This is a genomic window from Bordetella genomosp. 8, assembly GCF_002119685.1.
Taxonomy (GTDB): Bacteria; Pseudomonadota; Gammaproteobacteria; order Burkholderiales; family Burkholderiaceae_B; genus Bordetella_C.
This window is the reverse complement of record NZ_CP021108.1, coordinates 1633173-1656427: the sequence shown is the minus strand read 5'-3', so window position 1 is coordinate 1656427 and position 23255 is coordinate 1633173. Positions and strand designations below refer to the sequence as shown.

General features: G+C 67.4%; 22 protein-coding genes. 10 read left to right on the top strand and 12 right to left on the bottom strand.

Features of this window, described 5'->3' with window-relative positions; translation table 11 throughout:
- Positions 1-15: 15 nt before the first annotated feature.
- Positions 16-654: a DNA-3-methyladenine glycosylase family protein gene (locus CAL12_RS07615; protein WP_086067732.1), complete on the bottom strand. Its 639-nt coding sequence runs from the start codon at positions 652-654 to the stop codon at positions 16-18.
- Positions 655-677: 23 nt separating this feature from the next.
- Positions 678-2126, bottom strand: coding sequence for a cysteine--tRNA ligase (gene cysS / locus CAL12_RS07610; protein WP_086063940.1), 1449 nt, complete (start codon positions 2124-2126; stop codon positions 678-680).
- A 242-nt stretch (positions 2127-2368) separates the two neighbouring features.
- Between cysS and CAL12_RS07605 the strand changes: the two genes are divergently transcribed.
- The 3 genes from CAL12_RS07605 to CAL12_RS07595 all read left to right on the top strand — a co-directional run bounded on the left by CAL12_RS07605 (position 2369) and on the right by CAL12_RS07595 (position 4480).
- Entirely contained in the window at positions 2369-3064 is a 696-nt protein-coding gene (locus tag CAL12_RS07605) for a tetratricopeptide repeat protein (protein ID WP_086063939.1), read from the top strand.
- A 134-nt stretch (positions 3065-3198) separates the two neighbouring features.
- Positions 3199-3708 carry a peptidylprolyl isomerase gene (locus CAL12_RS07600; RefSeq protein ID WP_086067731.1) on the top strand — a complete coding sequence of 170 codons (510 nt, stop codon included), beginning with the start codon at positions 3199-3201 and terminating at the stop codon, positions 3706-3708.
- Entirely contained in the window at positions 3701-4480 is a 780-nt protein-coding gene (locus tag CAL12_RS07595) for a UDP-2,3-diacylglucosamine diphosphatase (protein ID WP_086063938.1), read from the top strand. Before CAL12_RS07600 ends, CAL12_RS07595 begins: the two co-directional genes overlap by 8 nt.
- A gap of 75 nt (positions 4481-4555) precedes the next feature.
- Here CAL12_RS07595 and CAL12_RS07590 read toward each other — a convergent pair whose 3' ends face one another.
- The 3 genes from CAL12_RS07590 to CAL12_RS07580 all read right to left on the bottom strand — a co-directional run bounded on the left by CAL12_RS07590 (position 4556) and on the right by CAL12_RS07580 (position 8195).
- Complete coding sequence (locus CAL12_RS07590; RefSeq protein WP_086063937.1) at positions 4556-5413, bottom strand: undecaprenyl-diphosphate phosphatase; 858 nt, start codon at positions 5411-5413, stop codon at positions 4556-4558.
- Between the two features lie 41 nt (positions 5414-5454).
- Positions 5455-7044: a TerC family protein gene (locus CAL12_RS07585; RefSeq protein ID WP_086063936.1), complete on the bottom strand. Its 1590-nt coding sequence runs from the start codon at positions 7042-7044 to the stop codon at positions 5455-5457.
- A 374-nt stretch (positions 7045-7418) separates the two neighbouring features.
- Positions 7419-8195, bottom strand: a complete 777-nt coding sequence (locus CAL12_RS07580; protein ID WP_086063935.1) for an inositol monophosphatase family protein — start codon at positions 8193-8195, stop codon at positions 7419-7421.
- A 132-nt stretch (positions 8196-8327) separates the two neighbouring features.
- Here CAL12_RS07580 and CAL12_RS07575 point away from each other — a divergent pair, with 132 nt between their 5' ends.
- Positions 8328-9074, top strand: coding sequence for an RNA methyltransferase (locus CAL12_RS07575; RefSeq protein ID WP_198298470.1), 747 nt, complete (start codon positions 8328-8330; stop codon positions 9072-9074).
- A gap of 24 nt (positions 9075-9098) precedes the next feature.
- Here CAL12_RS07575 and CAL12_RS07570 read toward each other — a convergent pair whose 3' ends face one another.
- Positions 9099-10085 carry a Bug family tripartite tricarboxylate transporter substrate binding protein gene (locus CAL12_RS07570; protein ID WP_086063933.1) on the bottom strand — a complete coding sequence of 329 codons (987 nt, stop codon included), beginning with the start codon at positions 10083-10085 and terminating at the stop codon, positions 9099-9101.
- Positions 10086-10325: 240 nt separating this feature from the next.
- Between CAL12_RS07570 and CAL12_RS07565 the strand changes: the two genes are divergently transcribed.
- Positions 10326-11087, top strand: coding sequence for an IclR family transcriptional regulator (locus CAL12_RS07565; protein ID WP_086063932.1), 762 nt, complete (start codon positions 10326-10328; stop codon positions 11085-11087).
- Between the two features lie 18 nt (positions 11088-11105).
- Here the strand turns inward: CAL12_RS07565 and CAL12_RS07560 are convergent, their stop codons facing one another.
- Together CAL12_RS07560 and CAL12_RS07555 are read right to left on the bottom strand one after the other, a co-directional pair.
- Positions 11106-11957: a mechanosensitive ion channel family protein gene (locus CAL12_RS07560; protein ID WP_086063931.1), complete on the bottom strand. Its 852-nt coding sequence runs from the start codon at positions 11955-11957 to the stop codon at positions 11106-11108.
- Positions 11958-12109: 152 nt separating this feature from the next.
- Positions 12110-12679 carry an antibiotic biosynthesis monooxygenase gene (locus tag CAL12_RS07555; RefSeq protein ID WP_086063930.1) on the bottom strand — a complete coding sequence of 190 codons (570 nt, stop codon included), beginning with the start codon at positions 12677-12679 and terminating at the stop codon, positions 12110-12112.
- 257 nt (positions 12680-12936) lie between these two features.
- On the opposite strand from CAL12_RS07555, the gene CAL12_RS07550 reads away from it, so the two are divergent.
- The gene (locus tag CAL12_RS07550; RefSeq protein ID WP_086063929.1) at positions 12937-13485 is read left to right on the top strand and encodes an NADPH-dependent FMN reductase; all 549 of its coding nucleotides are present in this window, start codon (positions 12937-12939) and stop codon (positions 13483-13485) included.
- Positions 13486-13638: 153 nt separating this feature from the next.
- On the opposite strand, the gene CAL12_RS07545 is transcribed toward CAL12_RS07550, so the two are convergent.
- Positions 13639-13854, bottom strand: a complete 216-nt coding sequence (locus CAL12_RS07545; protein WP_086063928.1) for a dodecin — start codon at positions 13852-13854, stop codon at positions 13639-13641.
- A gap of 219 nt (positions 13855-14073) precedes the next feature.
- Between CAL12_RS07545 and CAL12_RS07540 the strand changes: the two genes are divergently transcribed.
- Both CAL12_RS07540 and CAL12_RS07535 read left to right on the top strand, forming a co-directional pair.
- Positions 14074-14577, top strand: a complete 504-nt coding sequence (locus CAL12_RS07540; protein ID WP_086063927.1) for a DUF6496 domain-containing protein — start codon at positions 14074-14076, stop codon at positions 14575-14577.
- 17 nt (positions 14578-14594) lie between these two features.
- Positions 14595-15347, top strand: coding sequence for an SRPBCC family protein (locus CAL12_RS07535; protein WP_198298399.1), 753 nt, complete (start codon positions 14595-14597; stop codon positions 15345-15347).
- A gap of 3 nt (positions 15348-15350) precedes the next feature.
- On the opposite strand, the gene CAL12_RS07530 is transcribed toward CAL12_RS07535, so the two are convergent.
- Positions 15351-16856, bottom strand: coding sequence for an MFS transporter (locus CAL12_RS07530; protein WP_269768429.1), 1506 nt, complete (start codon positions 16854-16856; stop codon positions 15351-15353).
- Between the two features lie 330 nt (positions 16857-17186).
- On the opposite strand from CAL12_RS07530, the gene CAL12_RS07525 reads away from it, so the two are divergent.
- Together CAL12_RS07525 and CAL12_RS07520 are read left to right on the top strand one after the other, a co-directional pair.
- The gene (locus CAL12_RS07525; RefSeq protein ID WP_086067729.1) at positions 17187-18686 is read left to right on the top strand and encodes a pyridoxal phosphate-dependent decarboxylase family protein; all 1500 of its coding nucleotides are present in this window, start codon (positions 17187-17189) and stop codon (positions 18684-18686) included.
- On the top strand, positions 18683-19903 hold the full coding sequence (locus CAL12_RS07520) for an ATP-grasp domain-containing protein (RefSeq protein WP_086063925.1): 1221 nt from the start codon (positions 18683-18685) through the stop codon (positions 19901-19903). Before CAL12_RS07525 ends, CAL12_RS07520 begins: the two co-directional genes overlap by 4 nt.
- Positions 19904-19923: 20 nt before the next feature.
- On the opposite strand, the gene CAL12_RS07515 is transcribed toward CAL12_RS07520, so the two are convergent.
- Together CAL12_RS07515 and CAL12_RS07510 are read right to left on the bottom strand one after the other, a co-directional pair.
- Positions 19924-20940, bottom strand: a complete 1017-nt coding sequence (locus CAL12_RS07515) for a M14 family metallopeptidase (protein WP_232464735.1) — start codon at positions 20938-20940, stop codon at positions 19924-19926.
- Entirely contained in the window at positions 20937-23237 is a 2301-nt protein-coding gene (locus CAL12_RS07510; RefSeq protein ID WP_086063924.1) for a molybdopterin guanine dinucleotide-containing S/N-oxide reductase, read from the bottom strand. The genes CAL12_RS07515 and CAL12_RS07510 overlap by 4 nt, the downstream gene beginning before the upstream one ends.
- Positions 23238-23255: the final 18 nt, after the last annotated feature.

Below are 23255 nucleotides of genomic sequence, written 5' to 3'. Positions count from 1 at the left end.
GGCATCGGGGGCAGGCTAGACCGCGAGCGGGTCCAGGCTGCGCCACAGATACCAGGTTGCCACGGTACGCCAGGGTTGCCAGGCCAGCGAGACCTCCCGCGCCTCGAAGCGCGAGACGGGTTCGCCGCTGAAATAGTGTAGCGAGATCGCCTTCAGCAATCCCGGATCATCCAGCGGCAGGACGTCCGGCCGCTGCAGATTGAAGATCAGGAACATTTCCGCCGTCCAGCGGCTGATGCCCCGGATGGCGACCAGTTCTTCGATCACCGCCTCGTCTTCCATCAGGGGCCAGCGATCCGGATGGACCTTGCGTTCGCTGAAATGCGTCGCCAGGTCCTGCACGTATTCCGCCTTGCGCTTGGACAGGCCGGCTTCGCGCAGTCCGTCCACGCCCACGCGCAGCACGGAAGTCGGCGATGGCCGCGCGCCGGCGGCCTGTACGAACCGCTGCCAGGCCGCTTCGGCGGCCTTGACGGAAATCTGCTGGCCGACGATGGAGCGGGCCAGCGTGACGAAAGGCGTGCCCAGCGGAGTCAGCCAGACCTCCGGATGCTGGGGGATGAGTTTTTTCAAAATGCGGTCGCGGCGCACCAGGTGGGCGACGGCGTCTTCCCAATAGTGCGGCTTGCTGACGGCGACTTCGGCGCTCGGCATGACGGGCGGCTCCTCGATGCGGCTCAAACCCGGCGCCAGTTGGTGACGCCGCCCGGCTTGTCTTCGAGCTCGACGCCGGCGTCACGCAAAGCGGCGCGGATGCGGTCGGCTTCGGCGAAGTCGCGTGCGCGCTTGGCGGCGGCCCGCGCGTCGATCAATGCCTGGATGGCGTGGTCGTCCATGGCGGCCGACGGCACGGCCCCGCCCAGCTTGTAGCGGGTGGGCGCGCGCAGGTAGGCCTGCGGATCCTGCTGCAACAGGCCGAGGATGGCGGCCAGCCCTTTCAACTGGCCCGCGGTGCGCGCGCTGCCGGTGCGGTTGGCGTCGCCGGCCAGTTGGAACAGCGCGGCCACCGCGCCCGACGTGTTGAAGTCGTCGTCCATGGCGGCCTTGAAGGCCTGTGCCTGCGGCTCGTTCCAGTCCACGCCCTGGTCGTCCGGCGCGACGTTGGCCAGAGCCTGGTAGAGACGATCCAGCGCGTTCTGTGCGTCGTTCAGGTTATCGGGCGTGTAGTTCTGCGGGCTGCGATAGTGGTTGCGCGCGATGAAGAAGCGCACCATTTCCGCTTCGCGCGGATTGACGACATAATCGGCGCGCGTGTCGTCGGGCTCGCCCATCGCCACGGTCTGGCGGATGGTGCGGAAATTGTTCAGCGACTTCGACATCTTGTCGTCGTCGACCATGAGCGGACCGCAGTGCATCCACACATTGGCGAGCACGCCGCCGAAAGCGCCTTCGGTCTGGGCGATCTCGTTTTCGTGGTGCGGGAATTTCAGGTCCGGACCGCCGCCATGGATATCCAGCGGCAGGCCCAGCAGGCTTTTGCTCATCGCCGAGCATTCGATATGCCAGCCGGGACGGCCCAGGCCATAGGGCGACTGCCACTTGGTGTCGTCCGGCTCATCCGTCTTTGCCGCCTTCCACAACACGAAATCCAGCGGATCGCGCTTGCCGGCGGCGACCGCCACGCGTTCGCCCGCGCGCAGGTCGTCCAGCGACTTGCCGGACAGCTTGCCGTAGCCGGCGAAGCCGCGCACCGCAAAATTGACGTCGCCGTCCTCGGCGCGATACGCCAGGCCTTTGTCTTCCAGGCGGCCGATGATGTCCAGCATGTCGCCGATATGCGCCGTGGCACGCGGTTCGTGGTCGGGCCGCTGCACGCCCAGCGCGCGTTCGTCCGCATGCATGGCGTCGATGTAGAAGGACGTCACGTCGCCAATGCGCCGGTTGGTCTGCACGGCGCGGCGGATGATCTTGTCATCGATGTCGGTGATGTTGCGGACATAATCCACCTGCAGGCCGCTGGCCCGCAGCCACCGCTGCACGATGTCGAAACTGACCAGCATCCGGGCATGGCCCAGGTGGCAGTAGTCGTAGACGGTCATGCCGCACACATACATGCGCACCCGGCCGGCTTCGACAGGGGTGAAAGGGACTTTCGTGCGCGATAACGTGTCGTGGATGTGCAGCATAAAAAGAAGACTGCCGTGGGCGTCCAGGCGCTTCCTGGAGCTACCCTTGGAATAGGTCTCGTGGGTGATGGCTTAGGGTTGCCCCGGGTTGCCCCAGGTTGCCCATGTTCGGTTCCGCCGCGGGTCGCAGGGACAAGCCTGACCCTGAAACTGAACCAAGGCTAAAATGGCGGTCGTCAAGTATAGCAAGCAGCCCGACCGTGCGCCCATCGCGCCAGGCCGGGCCAACACCGGAAACCCCAGTGACCATCAAGACCAGATTCCTGCCGGCCCTGCTCGCGGCCGCCCTGCTATGGCTATCCCCCGACTCCGGCCATGCCCAGGGCATGCCGGGTGGTGGCGGCACCCCCGGTCGCAACGCCAACGCCACCACGCTGGACGAGCCCCCGCCCGAAGGCGGCTGGGACGCGCTGGCGCGCCTGCTGGAAGCCGCGAAACCCAGCGTCGATACCCGCCTGCAGCCCACGCCTTCGCAGATCACCGACCGGATCGAGCAGTTGATCACCGCCGGCCGCAACGATGAAGCGCTGAAGATGATAGAAAAGCGGCTGGCCGAAACGGCGAATCCCCCGCCGCCCGGCGGCACCGACGTGCAGCTGGAGTTCCAGCACGCGCGCGTGCTGGCGGCCATGGGCCGGGACCAGGAAGCGCTGGACATCTACGAAGATATGACGTCCCGGTATCCCGAACTTCCGGAACCGTGGAATAACATGGCGGTCATCTATGCCAAGCGCGGTGAAATCGATCGCGCGGAAACCGCCGTCCGCAACGCCCTGCGCGCCGATCCCAACTATGCGGCGGCGCGCGCCAACCTGGCCGATATCCAGCTGGCCCAGGCCAAGCGCTCGTATGGCGAAGCGGCGAAACTCGGCGTCACGGGCAGTGGCAACAAGGCCCGCGCCGTCGACAACCTGCTGAAGGGACCAAGCAAGCAATGATGTTCTCAGATTCTGTACTGCGTGTGCTGCGCCATGCGGCATGCGGCGTGGCGCTCGCCGCGATCCTGCCGGCGGCCGCCGGCGCCGCGCCCACCGGCGCGGCATCAACCAACACTACCGAAGGTAAACAGTCCATGTCTTCTTCCCCCCGCGTCAAGATGACCACCAACTACGGCGCCTTTGTCATTACCCTGGACGCCGACAAGGCACCGAAGACGGTGGCCAACTTCCTGACTTACACCAAGGAAGGCTTCTACAACAACACGGTTTTCCATCGCGTCATCGACGGTTTCATGATCCAGGGCGGCGGCTTCGAGCCCGGCATGAAGCAGAAGCAGACCCACGCGCCCGTGGAAAACGAGGCCAACAATGGCCTGAAGAACGACAAGTACACCGTCGCCATGGCGCGCACCAGCGACCCGCAATCGGCCACGGCGCAATTCTTCATCAACGTCGCCGACAATGACTTCCTGAATTTCACCGCGCCCACGGCCAACGGCTGGGGCTACGCGGTGTTCGGCAAGGTCACCGAAGGCACCGACGTGGTGGACAAGATCAAGGCGGTCAAGACGGGCAACAGCGGTTTCCACCAGAACGTGCCGGCCCAGGACGTCGTGATCGAAAAGGCCGAAGTCCTTGAATAAGCTTACGCTGCCCGGAACCATCTGGGTGGCGTCGGATATGCATCTGGGGCCGGCGACGCCGGCCACGTCCGAAGCCTTCCTGGGTTTTCTGGAAGCGGCGGCGGCCGAAGCATCAGCGGTGCTGTTGCCGGGCGACATCTTCGACGCCTGGATAGGCGACGACGTCATCCGGCAGGCCCCGCCCTGGCTGGCGACCGTACTGCAAGCCATCAAGCGCACGACGAACACCACGCCCGTGTGGCTGGGTCGCGGCAATCGCGACTTCCTGATCGGCCAGGAACTGGCCGAAACCGTGGGAGCCCGGCTGCTGCCCGAGCCGGCGATGCTGGACACGGACTATGGCCTCGTCCTGCTGACGCACGGCGACGAGCTGTGCCTGGACGACGAGGCTTACCAGGCCTTCCGGGCCATGGTGCGCGATCCCAGATGGCAGCAGGAATTCCTGGGCAAATCCATTCCGGAACGCCTGGCGCTGGCACAGCAGGCACGTGGCGAAAGCAAGGCCGCGACGCAGGCGCTGCAGGCCTCGCGGGCGGACATCATGGACGTAAACCCCGGCGCGGTCGAAGCACTGTTCCGCGATACCGGCGTGCCTACGCTGGTGCACGGCCATACCCATCGCCCGTACCGGCACGTGCTGGAAGTCGCCGGCAGGCGCCGCGAACGCTGGGTGCTGCCCGACTGGGATTGCGATCATGCGCAGCCGCCGCGTGGCGGCTGGCTGGCCATCGATCGCGACGGACTGCAGTTCTTCGACCTGGAAGTGGCCTGAAGCCGTCGGGGTCCACCCGCGCGGCAAAGCTGGCACAGCTGGCACGGGGCGAACGCCCCGTCGCCCGGCGCGCCATCAACGGGTGAACAGCACCAGCCCCACCACGATGCCCAGTGCGATGCGATACCACGCGAACACGCGATAGGTGTGGTTCGCCACGAAGCGCAGCACCGCCCGCACCACCAGCAGTGCGCTCAGGAAGGCAGCGATGAAGCCCACGGCGATGCCCACCACGTCGTGCTGGCTGAGTACCGACATGTTGCGGTAGGAATCGTAGACCGCGGCGCCCAGCATCGTGGGCATGGCCAGGAAGAAAGAAAACTCCGTGGCCGTCTTGCGCTGGATGCCGGCGATCATGCCGCCGATGATGGTGGACCCCGACCGCGATACGCCCGGGATCATCGCGACGCATTGCGCGCAGCCCACGCCCAGCGCCTGCTTCCAGGTAATCTCTTCCAGCCGGTGCGCCGTGGCCCGAACCTGCGATGCGCTGTCATCGCCCGCCGCGGCGCCGCGGGCGTGGTGCGTATGGCGCTCCACATACAGCATGATCAACCCGCCCAGCACCAGCGTGGTCGCCACGACGCCCGGGTGATAGAACAGGTTCTTGATCGCGTGGATGAAGATCGCGCCGATGACCGCCGCGGGCAGGAACGCCACCAGCAGGTTGCGGGTGAACATGACTTCGCTGCGCACGCCGGTCAGCGTGCCGTGGATCAACTGCCACAGGCGCGCGCGGAAGATCCACATCACCGCCAGGATGGAGCCGAACTGGATGACGACTTCGAACACCTTGGCCGAACTCGACTGGAAATTGATCCAGTCGCCGAACAGGATAAGGTGGCCCGTACTGGAAACCGGAATGAACTCGGTCAGGCCTTCGATGATGCCCAGGAAGAAAGCCTTGATCAGGTAAAGCGTGTAGTCGGTCACGATGTGCGGCTCGGATGGGTCGGGACGGGGTCAGGGCTGGATCAGGACGATTCGACTTCGTCGGTGGACGAAAGTTCGAAGGGTAGGCGTTCGACGCCGACCGAAGCTATACGCCTTCCGGCCAATTGCAGGACTTCGAATCGATAGCGCTGATGCGGCGCCACGAACTCGCAGCTGTCGCCGGGCTGCGGCAGGTGGCCGAAACGCGACAGCAGATATCCCGCCAGGGTGGCGTAGTCCTGGGCCTCGTCGACCAGCCCGTCCGTCTCCAGCACCTGCTCCACATGGCGCAGGTCGGCCGCGCCATCGATCTTCCACTTGCCATCGCCTTCATGGACGATGTCGGGCAGTTCGTCCTCGTCGGGGAATTCGCCGGCGATGGCCTCGAACACGTCCATGGGCGTGACCAGGCCTTCGATGGCACCGAACTCGTCGGCCACCAGCACCAACTGGCCGCGCGCGCGCTTGAGCGTGTCCATCAGGCGCAGGATGCCGATGGATTCGTGCACGATGATGGGCTCGCGCAGGCGATTGCGGCGGATGGCACCTTCGGTGATCAAGTCGGCCACCATCTCCTTGGCGCGGCCTATGCCCAGGACTTCGTCCAGGCTGCCGCGGCAGACCGGGAAGAAGGTGTGCGGCGCGGCCTCGATCTGGGCGCGCATGGTCTGCGCGTCATCGTTGATGTCTATCCACGAGATATCCGTGCGCGGCGTCATGATGGAATGGATGGAGCGCTCGGCCAGTGTCAGCACGCCGCTGACCATGTTGCGTTCCTCCACGCCGAAGGCCGGCACGTCCCCGGGCTCGATCGATTCGGCGTCGTCGGGTTCGTCCATGACCGGCTGCGGCGGCCGCTTGCCCAGCATGCGCAGCACGCCTTCGGCCGTGCGTTCGCGCATGGGCCGGCGCGCATCCAGCTTGAGCAGGTTGCGGCGCGCCACCTGGTTCAGCGCCTCGATCAGCACCGAGAAGCCGATGGCGGCATACAGGTAGCCCTTGGGTACCTTGAAGCCGAAGGCCTCCGCCACCAGGGAAAAACCGATCATCAGCAGGAAGCCCAGGCACAGCACCACCACCGTGGGATGCGCATTGACGAAGCGGGTCAGCGGCTTGGACGCCACCAGCATGATGCCGATGGCAATGACGACGGCGATCATCATGATCGCCAGATGATCGACCATGCCGACGGCGGTGATGATGGAGTCCAGCGAGAACACCGCGTCCAGCACGACGATCTGCGTGACGATGACCCAGAAGCTGGCGTAGACGCGCGGACCGGAACTGACCTGCGCGCCGCCTTCCAGGCGTTCGTGCAGTTCCATGGTGCCCTTGAAGAGCAGGAAGAAACCGCCTATGAGCAGGATGAGGTCGCGTGCCGATGGATGCAGCGGGCCGACGTAGAACAACGGTTGCGTCAGCGTGACGAGCCATGACATGACGGACAGCAGCACCAGTCGCATGACCAGCGCCATGCTCAAGCCCATGATCCGCGCGCGGTCCCGTTGCGCGGGTGGCAGCTTGTCCGCCAGGATGGCAATAAAAATGAGGTTGTCGATCCCGAGAACGATTTCGAGGATGACTAGGGTAAGCAGGCCGACCCAGGCAGCGGGGTCCAGCAGCCACTCCATTGGCGACTCCAGCAGTGAGGGACCGGTAATCGTACATGGAAAACCAACGACACGCCGGTCATGGAACAGCACGCGCCGCGCGGATCGCGGCATGCCCCGTCCCGCGCCGGAGCGCTGCCCTAGGCCGTCTGGACGATGGCGTGCTCAGTCGACCGGCGTTGAAATACGCCTACAGACCCGATCGGTTTTCTGCCCGAGCGTCCGCGGCCCCCTCTCCCCCGGCCTACCCATCTGGCCCCGCGCGCGCAACGCCAGACCGACGGGTCTGACCATTTCCGCGCATTGCGCCGCCCCGCATACGCCACCAGGTGCCAGCCGACCTGGGACGCCGTCGCCCCCTTTGAGGGGAAAGCGCGTAGCGCTTCGGGGGTGGGCTACTCGCCCTGCAGGATGCCCAGCATCTGCGTGAAGACCTTGGGACTGGCCGCCAGCACGTTGCCGGATTCCAGCCAGCCCTGCTCGCCGGTGAAATCGGCCACCAGGCCGCCGGCTTCCAGCACCAGCAGGCTGCCCGCCGCCATGTCCCAGGGCTGCAGCGCCACGCCGCAGAATCCATCCAGGCGCCCGCAGGCGACGTAGGCCAGGTCCAGCACGGTCGCGCCCATGCGGCGCACGCCGGCGCTGCCCTGCGCCATCTGCTTGAACTTGCCGCCGCCCTGGTCCGGGCTGGCCGATCCCGGCCAATGCGCGCCCAGCAGCGCTTCATGGAAACGCGTACGGCCGGATACCCGCACCCGGCGATCGTTCAGGAAGGCGCCGCCGCCGCGGCTGGCGGTGAACATCTCGTTGCGCGACGGGTCGTAGATCACGGCCTGCGTCATGACGTTACGCTGCATCAGGGCGATCGATACCGCATAGTTGGGCAGCCCGTGGATGAAGTTGGTCGTACCGTCCAGCGGGTCGATGATCCAGCGGTATTCGGCCTGCTCATCGCCCTGCAAGCCGTATTCCTCGCCCATGACGGCGTGGTCGGGATACGCCGTGCGCAAGGTTTCCACGATGGCGGTCTCCGCGGCCTGGTCGACTTCCGTGACATAATCCCGCGGCCCCTTTTTGGCCACGTTCAGTCTTTCCAGGTCGAGGCTGGCACGGTTGATAATGGTGCCGGCACGCCGGGCCGCCTTGATGGCGATGTTGAGCATCGGGTGCATAGAATTCCGTACGATTTCGCTAATGCGCGGTCGGCAGCCTGCCGGATGGTCGGTTCCGCCGCGCCAAACGTGGCATTTTAAATGACTCAGGCTTCCACCTCCCCGCCGGCGTTCCAGCGCGTGCGTTTTGTCATGGTCGAGCCCAGCCATCCGGGCAATGTGGGCTCGGCCGCGCGGGCCATCAAGACCATGGGATTCGGCGATCTGGCGCTTGTGGCGCCGCGCCTGCCGGACATGACGGCGCAGCCGGAAGCGGTGGCCTTGGCCAGTGGCGCGGGCGACGTGCTGGCGGCCGCCAGCGTGCACGACACCCTGGAAGCCGCGCTGGGCCCGGTGACGCTGGCCTTCGCCCTGACCGCGCGCGTGCGCGACCTGGGCCCCCCGCCCTGCGATATCCGCGAAGCGGCGGTCCTGGCGCGCGAGCATCTGGGCGCCCACGAAACGGGCGGCGTGGCCATCGTCCTGGGAACGGAACGGGCGGGGCTGACCAATGCCCAGATCGCCGCCTGCCACCGCATCTGCCATATTCCGGCGAATCCGGAATACAGCTCCCTGAACGTGGCGCAGGCGCTGCAGCTGGCGGCCTGGGAGCTGCGCTATGCCCTGATTTCGGCACACGGCGGCAGCCTGCTGCCCACGACGACGGCGCAGGCGCCGGATCCCGGCGCCGCGCCGGCCACGGCCGAAGCCGTGCATGCCTTGCTCGCGCATTGGGAAGAAGCATTGGTGGCGGTCAAGTTCCTGGATCCCAAGCATCCCAAGAAGCTGATGCCGCGCATGCGGCACCTGTTCAGCCGCAGCGCCCTGACCCGCGACGAAGTCGACATGCTCAGGGGCGTCTGCACCGCGATGCTGAAGGCCGCGCGGACAGCGCGATAGCACGTCCGGCGGGACGCGTCAGCGTCAATCCACGCGCGCGCCCGATGCCTTGACGACCGTCGCCCAGGTCTGCACTTCGGATTGGATGAACTGGCCGAATTGCTCCGGCGTGGTCTTGGCCGGCACGGCGCCCAGCTTGTCGAAGGCGTCCTTCACTTCCGGCTTCTCCAGCGACTTGAGCATGGCCGTGTTCAGGGTCTTGATGACCTCCGGCGGCGTGCCCCTGGGCGCGATCAGGCCGAACCACGAGGACACGTCAAAGCCCGGAAAACCCGATTCCGCCATGGTGGGCAGATCCGGCGCCGTCGGCGAGCGTTCCTTGGTCGTCACCGCCAGGGCGCGCAGCTTGCCGGATTGCACGTGCGGCCAGGAAGACGGCATGTTGTCGAACATGAACTGCACCTGGCCGCCGATCAGGTCGGTCAAGGCCGGCGCGCTGCCCTTGTACGGCACATGCAGCACGTCGACGCCGGCCTTCAGCTTGAACAGCTCGCCCGCCATGTGTATGGACGTGCCGCTGCCCGAGGACGCGAAGGCCAGCTTGCCGGGATGGGCCTTGGCGTAATCGACCAGTTCCTTGACCGACTTGACCGGCACCTGCGGATTGACCACCAGCACATTGGGCACCTTGGCGGCCAGCGCCACCGGAGCGAAGTCCTTGACCAGGTCGAAGTTCAGCTTGGAATACAGGGTCTGGTTGATGGCGCTGGTGACCGCCACGAAATACAGGGTATAGCCATCGGGCGCGGACCGCGCGACGTATTCCGTACCGATGTTGCTGCCGGCGCCCGGCTTGTTCTCGATGACGAAGGACTGGCCCAGGGCTTCGGTGAGCTCCTTGGCCATGATGCGGGCGATCACGTCGGTCGTGCCGCCGGCGCTGAAGCCCACGACGATACGCACCGGTTTGTCCGGATAGGCGGCCTGGGCCGGCGCGCTGGCGACGCAAAATGCGGCCGCCGCGGCCAAGGTGGCGGCGGCCCGTTTGAACAGGGCAAGCTTTTGACTCATCTGTCTCACTCCAATAGTGTCCAGGTAATGGACGTTTAGGCTTGAACGTCCAGGTGATGGACGCTAAATTTATCGTCCAGGTAATGGACGTTTGGAATTTTTCTCGGCGGATTTTCCCGAAACCCGTGTCCGCTGCAACACCTTGTCGCTCTTTCGTCCGTCAGGCGGACGTTTTGCCTTCATTTTGCTTTCCGCGCGAGCCGCGCGCGTGCTTCGACGACGGCCCCGGCCGCTAGACCTATGGAAGACTTTACGCCCACCGCGGCCGGCCCGCGGACGCTACGCCGAGGCCTGCAGGTCCTGGCGGCCCTGCGCGACCACGGCACGGACGGCCTGTGCGTGACGGATCTGGCCCGCTATACCGGCATCCAGCGCCCCACCATCTATCGCCTGATGGCCGCGCTGATGGAAGCCGGACTGGCGCAGCAGGTGGCGGGCAGCAAGCGCTATCGGGCCCAGCTGGCGCAGGAGGCCGGCGCGCCGGATTCGGACCCGCGGCTGCGGCAGACCCTGCCCGCGCTGCGGCGCCTGGCCGAACGCACCGGCGACGCCGTCTTCCTGGTCGTGCGCGACGGCGACGAATCCATCAGCCTGCATCGCGAGATCGGCGGCTATCCGGTGCAGATCCTGGCCACCTACGCCGGGAAGCGACAGCCCCTGGGCGTGGGGTCCGGCGGCATGGCCCTGTTGGCGGCGCTGCCCGACGAAGAGGCGCGCAGCATCGTCGAACGCAATGCGACGCACCTGGACGAATACGGCGGCATGACGCCGCATGAAATGCTGCGCCTGGTGGAGAACACGCGCTCGCGCGGCTACGCCGTGGTCGGCAATCACGCCGTGCGCGGCGCGCTGGGCGTGGGATGCGCACTGCTCGATACGCAGGGCATGCCGGTGCTGGCGATCAGCGTGACGGCCATCATCGACCGCATGCCTGCGCAGCGGCAGCGCGAAATCGCCGGCTGGATACAGGCGGAGCTTGCGCGCCTGCAGAACCAGAACTGATCGCGGCCGCCGCTCGTTTCAAGCCAGCCTGGACGGCGCCGCCCCCTCTTCGGAATTCGCCTGGATCAGTTCGCGCACGGGCACCGGCGGACGCAGGCCGGCGGCATCCAGCGCCAGGCGGGTCTTGTGCAACAGGTCCCAGCGGAATTCCCAGTAGCGCGCGGATTCGGCCCATACCCGCACATTGACGAGCACCACGTTGTCGCGATATTCGAACACACGTACTTCCGGCGCCGGCGTTTGCAGCGCCAGCGGATGCGCGCTGACCAGGTCGCGCAGCGTTGCCATCGCCAGGTCCAGGTCGTCGCCGTAACGCACGCCCACGGCCATGTCGAAGCGCCGGGTGGCGTTGCGACTGTAGTTGGTGATGGTGGCGTTCCAGATCGTGCTGTTGGGCAGCGTCACGTGGATGCCGTCGCCCTGCACCAGGCGTGTCAGGAACAGGCCGACTTCCTCGACTGTACCGTCGCTGCCGGAGCTCAAGGCGATGTATTCGCCCGCGCGTATGGGCCGCAATATCAGCAGCATGATGCCGGCCGCGATGTTCTGCAGCGTTCCCTGCAACGCCAGGCCCACGGCCAGGCCGGCCGCGCCGAGCACCGCGATGATGCTGGCGGTCTGCACGCCCAGCTGTGCCAGCACGGCGATCAACGTGAAGATACGGACGGCCCAGATCACGGTCGTGCAGAACATCGGCACGATGGTGCGGTCGATGCGGTCCGAACGTTGCGCCAGGCGGCGCACCCAGCGTCCCAGCACGCCGGCGATCCACCAACCCAGCCCCAGTATCACCACGCCCCACAGCAGGTTCAGGCCGAGATCGACCATGGTGGGGACCATCGCGGCAAAGCCGTCGAGATTGAGCTGCATGCGTCACTCCTGAAAGTCCATGGCGGCGCGGGCGCCGCCCCGGCGCACCGGCCGGAAAGCAGGCGGACTTTAGCAGAAGCAACAGGCCTTTTCGCGGCCTGTCGGCATGGCCGCGGGCGGCCTGTTTCGGGACCTTGTTTTCGCGGCCCTGGTCAGGCCGTGGCGCGCCTGGGCCGTGGGTGCAGCCACCGGTGCAGGACCCGGCTGATGAAAGGAATCAGCACGAAGGACAGGATGGGACTCATCGTCGACGTCGTCACGAGCACCCGCCAGAACAGCGACAGGGAGGTCAGTTGATCCTGGAAGGCGATGTTGAACAACAGCAGCGACGGGCAATAGACCACCCAGATACAGAAAGCCTGCTTCCAGCGCGGCGGGGCGCTTTTCTGCGGGCCGAACCAGGTGTCCATGCCGGTGGCCCGGTGGACCCGGCTGTCCCGCACCAGGCTGCTGCCCCGCTCCAGCCACATCCTGCGAGGCAGGGAGTTCTCCCAGCGCGACAGACTGGCCTCATCGTGGAAGCGCAGCACGATCTGGTATTGGTCGCCGCCTTCCGGTGGTTGCAATACCCCCGACCCCAGGAAACCGGGAAAGCCCGCCGCCAGGATCTCGCCCTGGCGCTGCCAAGCCAGGAAATCGCTGTAGCGTTCGGGCGCGATCTGACGGGTGACCAACATGGTGACGGGGGCCGGCGTGACGAGCGCGGGGGCGGGGGCGGACATGGCAAACGACTCCTGGACGACCAGATACAGCACTGGCCTTTAACCCAGAGCAATACGCGTGCCAATTTTTTGCAGCGCAATATCCCTGGGACGCCCGTGGTATCGCCGATACACACGTGGTTATCCCGCACCGCACAATTCACCGTATCAGTGAAAACCCTGACCGACTGCACCATATGGGTGCATGATTTTGGTTACGACGCGGAGGGGAGCGCTCCCCTACACTGGAACGCCGTCAAACGCATATGGAGCGGAACATGGAATACCGGATCGCCGTCCTCGTCGGCAGCCTGCGCAAGGCCTCGTTCAATCTTCAGCTGGCCCACGCCTTGGAAAAGCTGCTGCCCGCCCATTTCAAACCGACCTACGCCAACCTGGATATCCCGCTTTACAACCAGGACCTGGACCAATCCATGCCGGCGGGCGCGGTGGCGCTGAAGGACCTGGTTCGGCAGTCGCAGGGCGTGCTGTTCGTCACGCCGGAACACAATCGGTCCATCCCGGCCGCGCTCAAGAACGCCATCGACTGGGGCACCCGCCCCGCCGGACAGAACGTCTGGACGGGCAAGCCGAGCGGCATTGTCGGCATCTCGCCCAGCAACGCGGGCACGGCCCTGGCGCAGCAGCACCTGCGCAATATCCTGGCGGCGGAAGGATCGATGGCGCTGACCGTGCCGGAAATCTTTCTGCAGATGAAGGACGGATTCTTCGACGCCGATGGCGCCATCGCGAATGCCGACACCCGTGCCTTTTTGCAAGGCTGGGTGGACAAGTACGTGGCGTGGGTGGAAAAACTGGCGGCCTGAGGGGGCGCCGGGCGCGCCCTGCTGCGCGCGTCTGCTACGCGCGTCTGCTACGCGCGTCTGCTACGCGGTGCTGCGCCCGCCGCTACGCACGTCGCTGCGCACGCCGCTACGCGCGTCGCTGCGCGCGCCGCTGCGCGCGCCGCTACGCGCGTCTCAATCCGCTTCTTCTATACGCATGCCTATCTTCAGGCCCACCTGCCAGTGGGCCACCTTGCCCTCCTCGATATGCCCGCGCACGCTGGTCACTTCGAACCACTCGATATTGCGCAAGGTGGACGAGGCGCGTTCGATCGCGCGCGAAATCGCGTCGTCGCTGGACGTGGTCGAAGAGCCGACCAGCTCGATCTGCTTGTAAACGTGATTGGCCATTTGAATTCTCCATGAAACCGCGCGGCGGGAACGCGCCGGGAGTGACACGCACCTCGCCGGCCGCGCTGCAGGCCGTCGCAAATGCCGTGCTCAGCCTGCCATCCCCCGCTGCCTCGCGCCGCCGCGGCGCGGGCGCGCGGGCACCACGGCATGGGGTTTGCTGCCCGTACGGCACACCCATCGGGCCCATCCTGGGCTCGTTCTTCGATGGAGTTGATCATGCCCGAACGCAAAACCCTGGCTCGCGCGGAGCGCGACAAGAAGCAAGGCAAGTCGGCGTCTACCCAGGCCGGCGAATTCGTCCGCGAACAGATCGATCATGTACGCGAAGGCAAGCACGGCGTGCGCTCGGCCAAGCAGGCCGTGGCGATCGGCTTGTCCGAGGCGCGCCGGTCCGGCGTCAAGGTGCCGACCAAATCCACCGCGTCCAAGACCACCAAGAAAAAGGCCAAGCAGGATGAAGCCAAGGCCGGTCGCGGCGCGACCAAGTCCGCCAAGCGGTCGGCGGCCAGCACGCGCGCGCTGAAGCGCGAGAGCACCGCTGGCGCGTCCAAGCGCGCGCTGTCGGGACAGGCCAAGACCGCGGCCCGCAAGCGCACGTCCACCGACAGGTCGGCGGCCGCACGCAAGGCCGCCCAGACCAAGGGCGCGGCAGGCCGTTCCGCCGCGGCACGCAAGGCCGCCCGCACCCGCGCGGCGAACCGGCAAGCCCAGGCGCGCTAGGGCGGCGGAGAATGCTGATGGCATCCACAACGTCCAAGAACGTGTCGCAATTGCTGGCCTTTCTATCCGCAAAACCGGAACTGGGACCGGCCAACCTGAACGATACCGAGCGTTTGATGTCCGGCGTCGGCGGCGGGGCGCTGGTGCTGGCCGGCCTGCGCCGGGGCGGCCTCGTCGGGGTGCTGGCCGCTTTGGCGGGCGGCGCGCTGGTGAGCCGCGGGCTATCCGGCCGCTGCGCCGTCAAGGCGCGGCTGGCCAAGACGCCGCATGAACGCGCCATCGCCGCCGAGCGCGGCTGGAACACCGCCGCGGCGTCGTCCCAGCGCATCGTCATCCAGCGTCCGATTGCCGAGGTCTACGCCTTCTGCCGTGAATTCCGCAATCTTCCCCAGTTCATGGAACACGTCCGGACCGTCGAGGTGATGGACGGCCGGCGCAGCCACTGGACCATCGAAGCCCCCTTGGGGCGGTCGCTGGAATGGGACACCGTCATCACGGAAGACGTGCCGGGCAGCCGTATCGCCTGGGAATCGACGCCGGAGTCGCCGGTGCGGCACACAGGCTCCTTGAGCTTCAGCGACGTGGTCGGCCTGGGTACGGAAGTGCAAGCGGTGATCGCCTACGAACCGCCGGCGGGGGAACTCGGCCGCATCGTCTCCAAGCTATGGGGCGACAGCCCCGGGGCGCAAGCCCGCGACGACCTGTTGCGGCTCAAGCGTTTCCTGGAAGCGGGCCAGGACCACGTCACCGCCAGCGAGGACGGCGACTGACGTTCACGCGGCTCCGCGCCGCGCGGGTTTACGGTGCCCGCTGATGTCCGCGCCGGCATTGGCGGGCAGCCGCGCGCTGTCCAGCACCGCCACCGCGGCCAGCAAGGCCGAAAGCAACAGGGCGATGCGGAATTGCATGGGCTGCGGCGCGGCCTGGCCATGGCTGGTCAGCCACTCCGCCGCGCGCAGGGCCACCGCGCCGAAGGCGATGCCCAATCCGGCATTCAGTTGCTGGCAGGCGCTGAACAGCGTGGTCGCGCCGGTCATGGCCGGCTTGGGAATGTCGGCGAAGCCCAGCGTGTTCAGCGCCGTGTATTGCATCGAGCGGCTCATGCCGCAGAAGAACAGCAGCGCGGACGTCCACCAGGCCGGCGTACCCGCCGTCAGCGTGGCGCACAGCCCGAAACCGATGGCGACGAGCAACCCGTTGCCCACCAACACGCGACGGAAGCCGAACCTGCGCATCACCCAGGTGGTGGCGGGCTTCATCGCCAGGTTGCCGGCGAACAAGGCCAGCATCAGCGAGCCCGCCTGCACTGGCGACAGGCCGAACCCCACCTGGAACATCAGCGGCAAGAGGAAGGGCGCGCTGCCGATCGCGATACGGAACAGGGAGCCGCCGTACATGGTGACCGCGAATGTCCGGTAGCGCATGGGCGTCAGGTCGACCAGCGGATGCGGCGTGCGGCGCAGATGCCGTACCGCCAGCGCCAGCGAGAGCACCGCCAGCACCATCAGCCCCGCCACCATTCCAGCTTCCACGTCCAGCTTGCCGCACAGGTCGACGGCGTACATCAGCACGCTGCAGCCCACGCCGGTCAGGATGAAGCCGGGCAGATCGAAGGGCCGCCTGCCGCCGGCGCTACCACGCACCAGCCGTGCGTTGGCCGCCAGCGCGATCAGGCCCAGGGGAACGTTCAGGAAAAAGATCCAGTGCCAGCTCAGGGTGGTGGTGACGATGCCGCCGACCAGCGGACCGATGACCGGCGCGGCCAGGCCGGGCCAGGTGATGATGGCGATGGCCTTGACCAGATCCTGCTTGGGGGTCACGCGCAGTACCGCGAGGCGGCCCACCGGCACCATCATCGCCCCGCCCAGGCCCTGCAGGATGCGGGCGGCGGTGAATTGCGGCAGCGATTGCGACAATCCGCACAGGATGGACGCCACGGTGAACAGGGCGAGCGCGCCGCCGAAGACCCGGCGCGGGCCGTAGCGGTCGGCCACCCAGCCGCTGACGGGAATGAACACCGCGAGCGCCAGCAGGTAGGCGCTCATGCCGATGGACATGTCCGCCGGCCGGACGCCGAAACTCTGGGCCATTTCGGGCAAGGCGGTGGTGATGACGGTGGCGTCCAGCATTTCCATGAAGAACGCGCCGGCGACCAGCCAGGCCACGCCGCGGCCGCTGGGGGACGGTGGCTGGGGTTCCTGCCCCGGTGGCTCCCGGCCCTGGGGCGCCGGCCCGGCGCCACCGACGGTGGCCGGACCCTCCTGCTGCTCGATGCTCACTCTTTCTCCTGCTGAACCGGCCCGCCGGGGGACGCGCGGGCGGTGCCATGGGCGGACGACGGGGGCGGACCGAGGGGATGGACCCGCCGGGCGCACGACGCGCACGATGAGACGCACTACGGCCGGACGACGGCCGGTCCGAAATTGTATCGGCAGCCGCCCCCCCGGCGCCCGCGCCGCCACTGCGGGCAAAAGCCCAAATTGGACCGGGACTCGGCCGCTGATCCGGTATCCCCGCCATCCCGCCCGATGGCAACATGCCTGCGGCTGCCCGCCACGCCGCGCGACCCGCGCCCCCGTCCCGGCAGCCACGCATTCCGGCAGATACGCATGACCCTTCCCCCCACCGCCCCGCCATCCGGCGGTTCGCTGGATCCCACCGACTGGGCGGAGCTGCGCGCGCAAGGCCACAGGATGCTCGACGACATGTTCGACTACCTGGCCGGCCTGCGCGAGCGCCCCGTCTGGCAGCCCGCGCCGGCCGACGTGCGCGCCGGCTTCAGCGCACCCCTGCCGCGCCAGCCGAGCAGCCTGGAGGCCGCGCACGGCCGTTTCATGCGCGACATCCTGCCCTATGCCGTGGGCAACGCACACCCCGGCTTCATGGGTTGGGTGCACGGCGGCGGCACCGCCGTCGGCATGCTGGCCGAAACGCTGGCCGCCGGCCTGAACGCCAACCTGGGCGGCCGCAACCAGATTCCGATCGAAGTGGAACGGCAGATCACCCGCTGGATGCGCGAACTGTTCGGCTTCCCGGAAGCCGCCAGCGGCCTGTTCGTGACGGGCACCTCCATGGCCAACCTGGTCGGCGTACTGGTGGCGCGCGCCGCCGCCCTGGGGCAGCCGGTCAGGCGCACGGGCGTGGCCGGACAGACGCGCTCAACCGCGCGGCTGGTGGCCTACACGTCCGCCTGCGCGCACACCTGCATCGCCCAGGCGATGGACATCACGGGCCTGGGCACCGACGCGCTGCGGCTGATTCCCGTCGACCGCGATTTCCGGATGGACCCGGCGGCCTTGCGCGCGGCCATCGCGGCCGACCGCCAGGCCGGCTTCCAGCCTTTCCTGATCGCCGGCACGGCCGGCACCGTGGACGTCGGAGCCATCGATCCGCTCGACGTCCTGGCCGACATCGCCGCCGACGAAGGCATGTGGTTCCATGTGGATGGCGCCTTCGGGGCACTGGCCATGCTTGCGCCCGCGCTGGCGCCTTTGCTGGCCGGCATCGAACGCGCCGATTCCATCGCCTTCGACTTCCACAAGTGGGGGCAAGTGCCCTACGACGCCGGTTTCATCCTGGTGCGCGACGGCGCGACGCATCGCGCCGCATTCGAAACCAGTGCGGCGTACCTGAGCCGGGAGACGCGCGGACTGGCCGCGGATTCGCCGTGGCCCTGCGACTACGGGCCGGACCTGTCGCGCGGCTTCCGCGCGCTGAAGACCTGGTTCACGCTGACGGTCTACGGGGCGGATCAACTCGGCGCCGCCATTGCCCGCACTTGCGACGTCGCCCGCCATCTGGCCCGCCGGGTCGCGGACGAGCCCCGGCTGGAACTGCTGGCGCCCGTGGCCTTGAACATCGTCTGCTTCCGCTACCGCGCGGACGACCCGCATGCCAGCGATCGGCTGAACACCGCCATCGCGCAGGCCGTGCAGGAATCCGGCATCGCCGCGCCATCCACCACGCGCGTCAACGGCACGCTGGCCATCCGCGCCGCCATCGTCAACCATCGCACCGCGCCCGCCGACGTCGACCGACTCTGCGACGCGGTGCTGCGCATCGGCGCCGAGCTGGGCGCGCCCGTACCGGAAGTCCAATCGACACCATGACCGACACCGCATCCCCCATCGCCGCCGAACGCCCGCCGCTGATCGGCAAGGCGCGGCTCATCACCCTGGCCTTCCAGCAGGGCGACCTGGAAGGGTTGCGCCAGCAGTTGCTGGCGCGCGCCCAGCAGGATCCGGACGACGCCAATGCCGCGCTCGACCTGTCCATGACGCTGTTGCTGCTGGGCCAGCGCGACACTGCGCTGGCGCTGCAACGCCACGCGGTGCAGGCCCAGCCGCTGTACCACATGCCGGCGGCAAGGCCGGGCGGCGTGCGCCTGCTGGCGCTGGTGTCCTGCGGCGACTTCCTGGCCAACACGCCGCTGGAATTCCTGATTGCCGACTCCGACGTCTCGCTGGACATCCTGTACGTAGGCGAAGGCGTGCCCGCGCCGGCCGCGCTGCCGCCGCACGATGCGCTGATCGTGGCCATAGGCGAGTCGGCCGTGAATAGGCCGCTATTGCAGGCGCTGGCCGGACCCGTGGGACAGTGGCACACGCCGGTGGTGAATCATCCGGAACACGTCCTGAAGACCTCGCGCGACGGCCTGGCGGCGGCCCTGCGAGACGCGCCGGGCGTGGTCGTGCCGGAGATCGCGCGCGTCCAGCGCGCGGCCGTGGAAGCCATGGCAGATGGCAGCTCGACGCCCGCCAGCCTGCTGCCCGGCGTCGACTACCCCATACTCGTCCGCCCCGTCGATAGCCATGCGGGACATGGCCTGGCGAAGATCGACCGCGCCGCCGACCTGGCGGAGTACCTGGCCGGCAGCTACGCCGCCGAATTCTACGTGTCGCGTTTCGTCGAGTACCGCGGCACGGACGGCCGCTATCGCAAATACCGCGTGGTGCTGATCGACGGCAAGCCCTACCTGGGCCATCTCGGCATCTCGCCGCGCTGGATGGTGCATTACCTGAACGCCGACATGGCCGAAAACGCCGGCAACCGGGCCGAGGAAGCCGAGCAGATGCGCGACTTCGACGGCGGCTTCGGCGGTCGCCATGCGCAGGCCTTCGCCGAAATCCACCGTCGCGTCGGACTGGACTACCTGGTGATGGACTGCGCGGAAACGCCGGATGGCCGCCTGCTGGTCTTCGAAGGCGACACCTGCGGCGTCATCCACGCGATGGACCCGGAAGACCTCTATCCCTACAAGCCGCCGTACATGCGTAAGATTTTCGCGGCGTTCCAGGACATGCTGCGCCGCAAGGCCTTCCCCTGAACGATCGGCGCGCGCGCCGATCACAGCGCGTAGCTGTCCCATTCGTAGCCGATGAATGCGGCGCGCTCCCCGGTATGCACGACGGGATCGCGCCGCAGGCCGATGATGATGCCGTCCGCGGGCACGCGGATGTGCTCGCGCACCGTGCCGTATATATCCATCGCCGTGCCCAACAAGGCGTCCTTGCGCACTTCGTCGCCGGCCTGCGCCTCCGGCACGAAAAGTCCTCCCTGATCGAAGGTGATCCAGCCCCGCCGCGTCACGCGGCGCACCGACGCCGGCGCCGCCACCTGCTTGTCCAGTATGCCCATCTGCGCGGCCAGGCGTTCAAAGCCGCGTTCCGCCAGCACCACATTGGCGGCCTCGTAGCGGCTGCCGCCGCCCAGTTCGAGCATGAACGCGGGAATGCCGGCCGTCTGGCATTGATAGTCCAGCGCGCCGGCGATATTGCCCGGTAGCTCGCCCTTTCCACCCACATCCATACGGCAGGCGACGCTAGGCTCGAACAAGGCGATGGCGCGCAGCAGCTCGCTCTCACCGATCCCGCTATCGGGATTCAGCTTGTACACCGCGTACGGTTTCGCATCGAACAGCGGGTTCATCGTATGCAGGTTGATGACCAGGTCGGCCGTATCGCGTATCTCGTTCATCAACGCATATGCCAGCCGCTCGGAAATCAGGCCGCGCGCATTGCCCGGGTAGCACTGGTCGAGATCCAGGTCGTCATAGGGATTGCGTTTGCGCCGGAGATCCAGCGCGTGCGGATTGCCCGTCGGCGTCACGACCACGTTGCCGCGCATGGCCTGCGGATCCAGCCGCGCGGCAAAGCGCAGCGCCGCCACCATGCCGTTGATTTCATCGCCATGCACCTGCCCATGCAGCCACAGCGTCTTGCCGGGTTGCACGCCGCGCACGGCGACGTAAGGCAGTTCGACCGCCATGCCCGACGACATCGAGCCGACCGTGATGCCGCCCGTGCGGCGGGCGCCGCCATCGCGGCCCGAGAGAAATTCCTTGATGATGCCCATGAATGTCATGCTCCTGTCGTATCGTTGCGGCCGGCACGCCAGCGCTCCGCCTGTACCAGGCAGCTCATGGCGTTCGGTCCTTGCGTCAAAGTGGAAGTGCCGACGTCCAGCGTCAGGACGTTGGCGGTGCCGGCGTCTTCCGGCGCATCGTCGCCGGCCGGCGGCGCGAACCAGGCACCCGTGGCCATCACCACCGTGCCGGGCAGCAGCCCGTCGTCCAGCCGAGCGCCGGCCAGGCAGGCGCCGCGCGCGTTATACAGGCGCACGACGTCGCCATCGCGCAGTCCACGCGCCTGCGCGTCCGCGGGATGGATGCGCACGGCCTCGCGCCCCGCCACCTTGCCGGATTGCGCCAGGGGCGCGGGATCCAGCTGGCTGTGCAGTCGATCGGCCGGCTGCACCGTCAGCAGGTGCAGCGGATAATCGCGCGCCGCCGGCGCGCCCAGCCATTCGCCCGGCGGCATCCAGCGCGGATGCGGTCCGCAGTCCTCGCAGCCGTACGACGCCAGGGTCTGGCTGTAGAGTTCGATGCGTCCGCTGGGTGTGCGCAGCGGGTGCGCCGCCGGATCCTCGCGGAAGTCCTCGAACAGGATGAAATCGGTGGCGGGCGACGGCAGCCTGACGTGCCCCAGTCGCCAGAACGCGTCGAAGTCCGGCATCGTGATGCCCGCATGCTCTTGCGTCCGGGCGAACTGCGCATAGATATGGCGGATCCACGCCATTTCGTCGCGGCCTTCGGTATAGCGGTCGCGATAGCCCAGCCGCTGCGCCAGGTCGGCGAAGACGTCCAGGTCGTTGCGCGCCTGGCCGACCGGATCGATGGCGCGATGCATGGCCAGCGCATAGCGGTCGCGTGAAGAGCCGCCGATATCGTTGCGCTCCAGCGACGTGGTGATCGGCAGGACGATGTCGGCATGGCGCGCCACCGGCGTCCACCAGATTTCATTGACGACGATGGTGCGCGGCTTGTCGCGCCATGCCCGCAACAGGCGATTCAGCTGCTGGTGGTGATGGAAGGGATTGCCGCCGGCCCAGTGGATGAAATGGATATCCGGATAGCGGTGTGTCTGGCCCTGGAAGGGATATGGCTGGCCCGGCCTTTCCAGCATGTCCGTCAGCCGCGCCACCGGGATGGACAGATCCGCGGGATTGCGTCCCACGGGCATCTCTGGCCCGGGCGTGGCGATGCGCGGATTGCCCACGCCATTCATCGAACCATGGCCGAAACCGAAGCCGCCGCCCGGCAGACCGATCTGCCCCAGCATCGCCGCCAGCGCGATCGCCATCCAGTACGGCTGCTCACCGTGTTGCGCGCGCTGCACGGCGAACGAACACGTCAGATAGCTGCGCGTGCCGCGCAGTGCCCGCGCCAACTCGCGGATGCGTTCGGCGGGAATCCCGGTGATGGGCGCCGCCCATTCCGGCGATTTCGGCACGCCGTCGGCGGTCCCCATGAAGTAGGCTTCCAGCGCGGGGTAGCCGACGCAATGGCTGGCCAGGAAGGCCGGGTCGTGGGCGTCCATGCGGCGCAGTTCGTGCGCCAGCGCCAGCATCAGCGCGACGTCGGTATTCGGCCGTATGGGTATCCACTCGGCATCCAGGAAGGCGGGGCAATCGCCGCGCGTCGGGCTGACGTTGACGACGCGCGCACCCTTGGCCGCCAGTTGCCGCAGCCAGTATTCCTGCGTATGTTCCGCCGCGCCGCCGGACGACACCTGGCCGTTCTTCAGCGCCAGCCCGCCGAATGCCAGGAACACGTCGGTATGCGCGATGATGCTGGGCCAGGAAGTGACGCGGCCGGTCAGCGGCGTGTACGTGCCGATGACATGGGGCAAGATGAATTGCGCCGTGCCCCAGCTGTAGTTGCCGACCTGGTCGACGCCGCCCCCGCCGGCGAAATAGAAGCGGCGTATCAGCGAACGGGCGTGGTGCAGGCGACCGGCGGAGGACCAGCCGTAAGACCCGCAGAATATGCCGTCGGCGCCCTGCTCTTCGCGCGTCCGCCCGATTTCCGCCGCCACCAGGTCCAGCGCCACGTCCCAATCGACCTCGACGAATTCATCGCGGCCGCGCAATTCGCCGCCCGCCGCGCCGTGCGTGGCAAGCCAGGACTTGCGCACCGCCGGCCGCGCGATGCGGCGCGGCGAATAGACCATGGGCGCGATGGCCTCGAGCATGCGCGAAGGCGCGGGGTCCTGCTCGAAAGGCTCGCAGGCAACCAGCCGGCCGTCGCGCACCACGGCGTTGAACGCGCCCCAATGCGCGAGCTGCGGATAGCGCCGCTCATGGGATGGAATGGAAGTCATGCTGCATCTCCCGCGGCG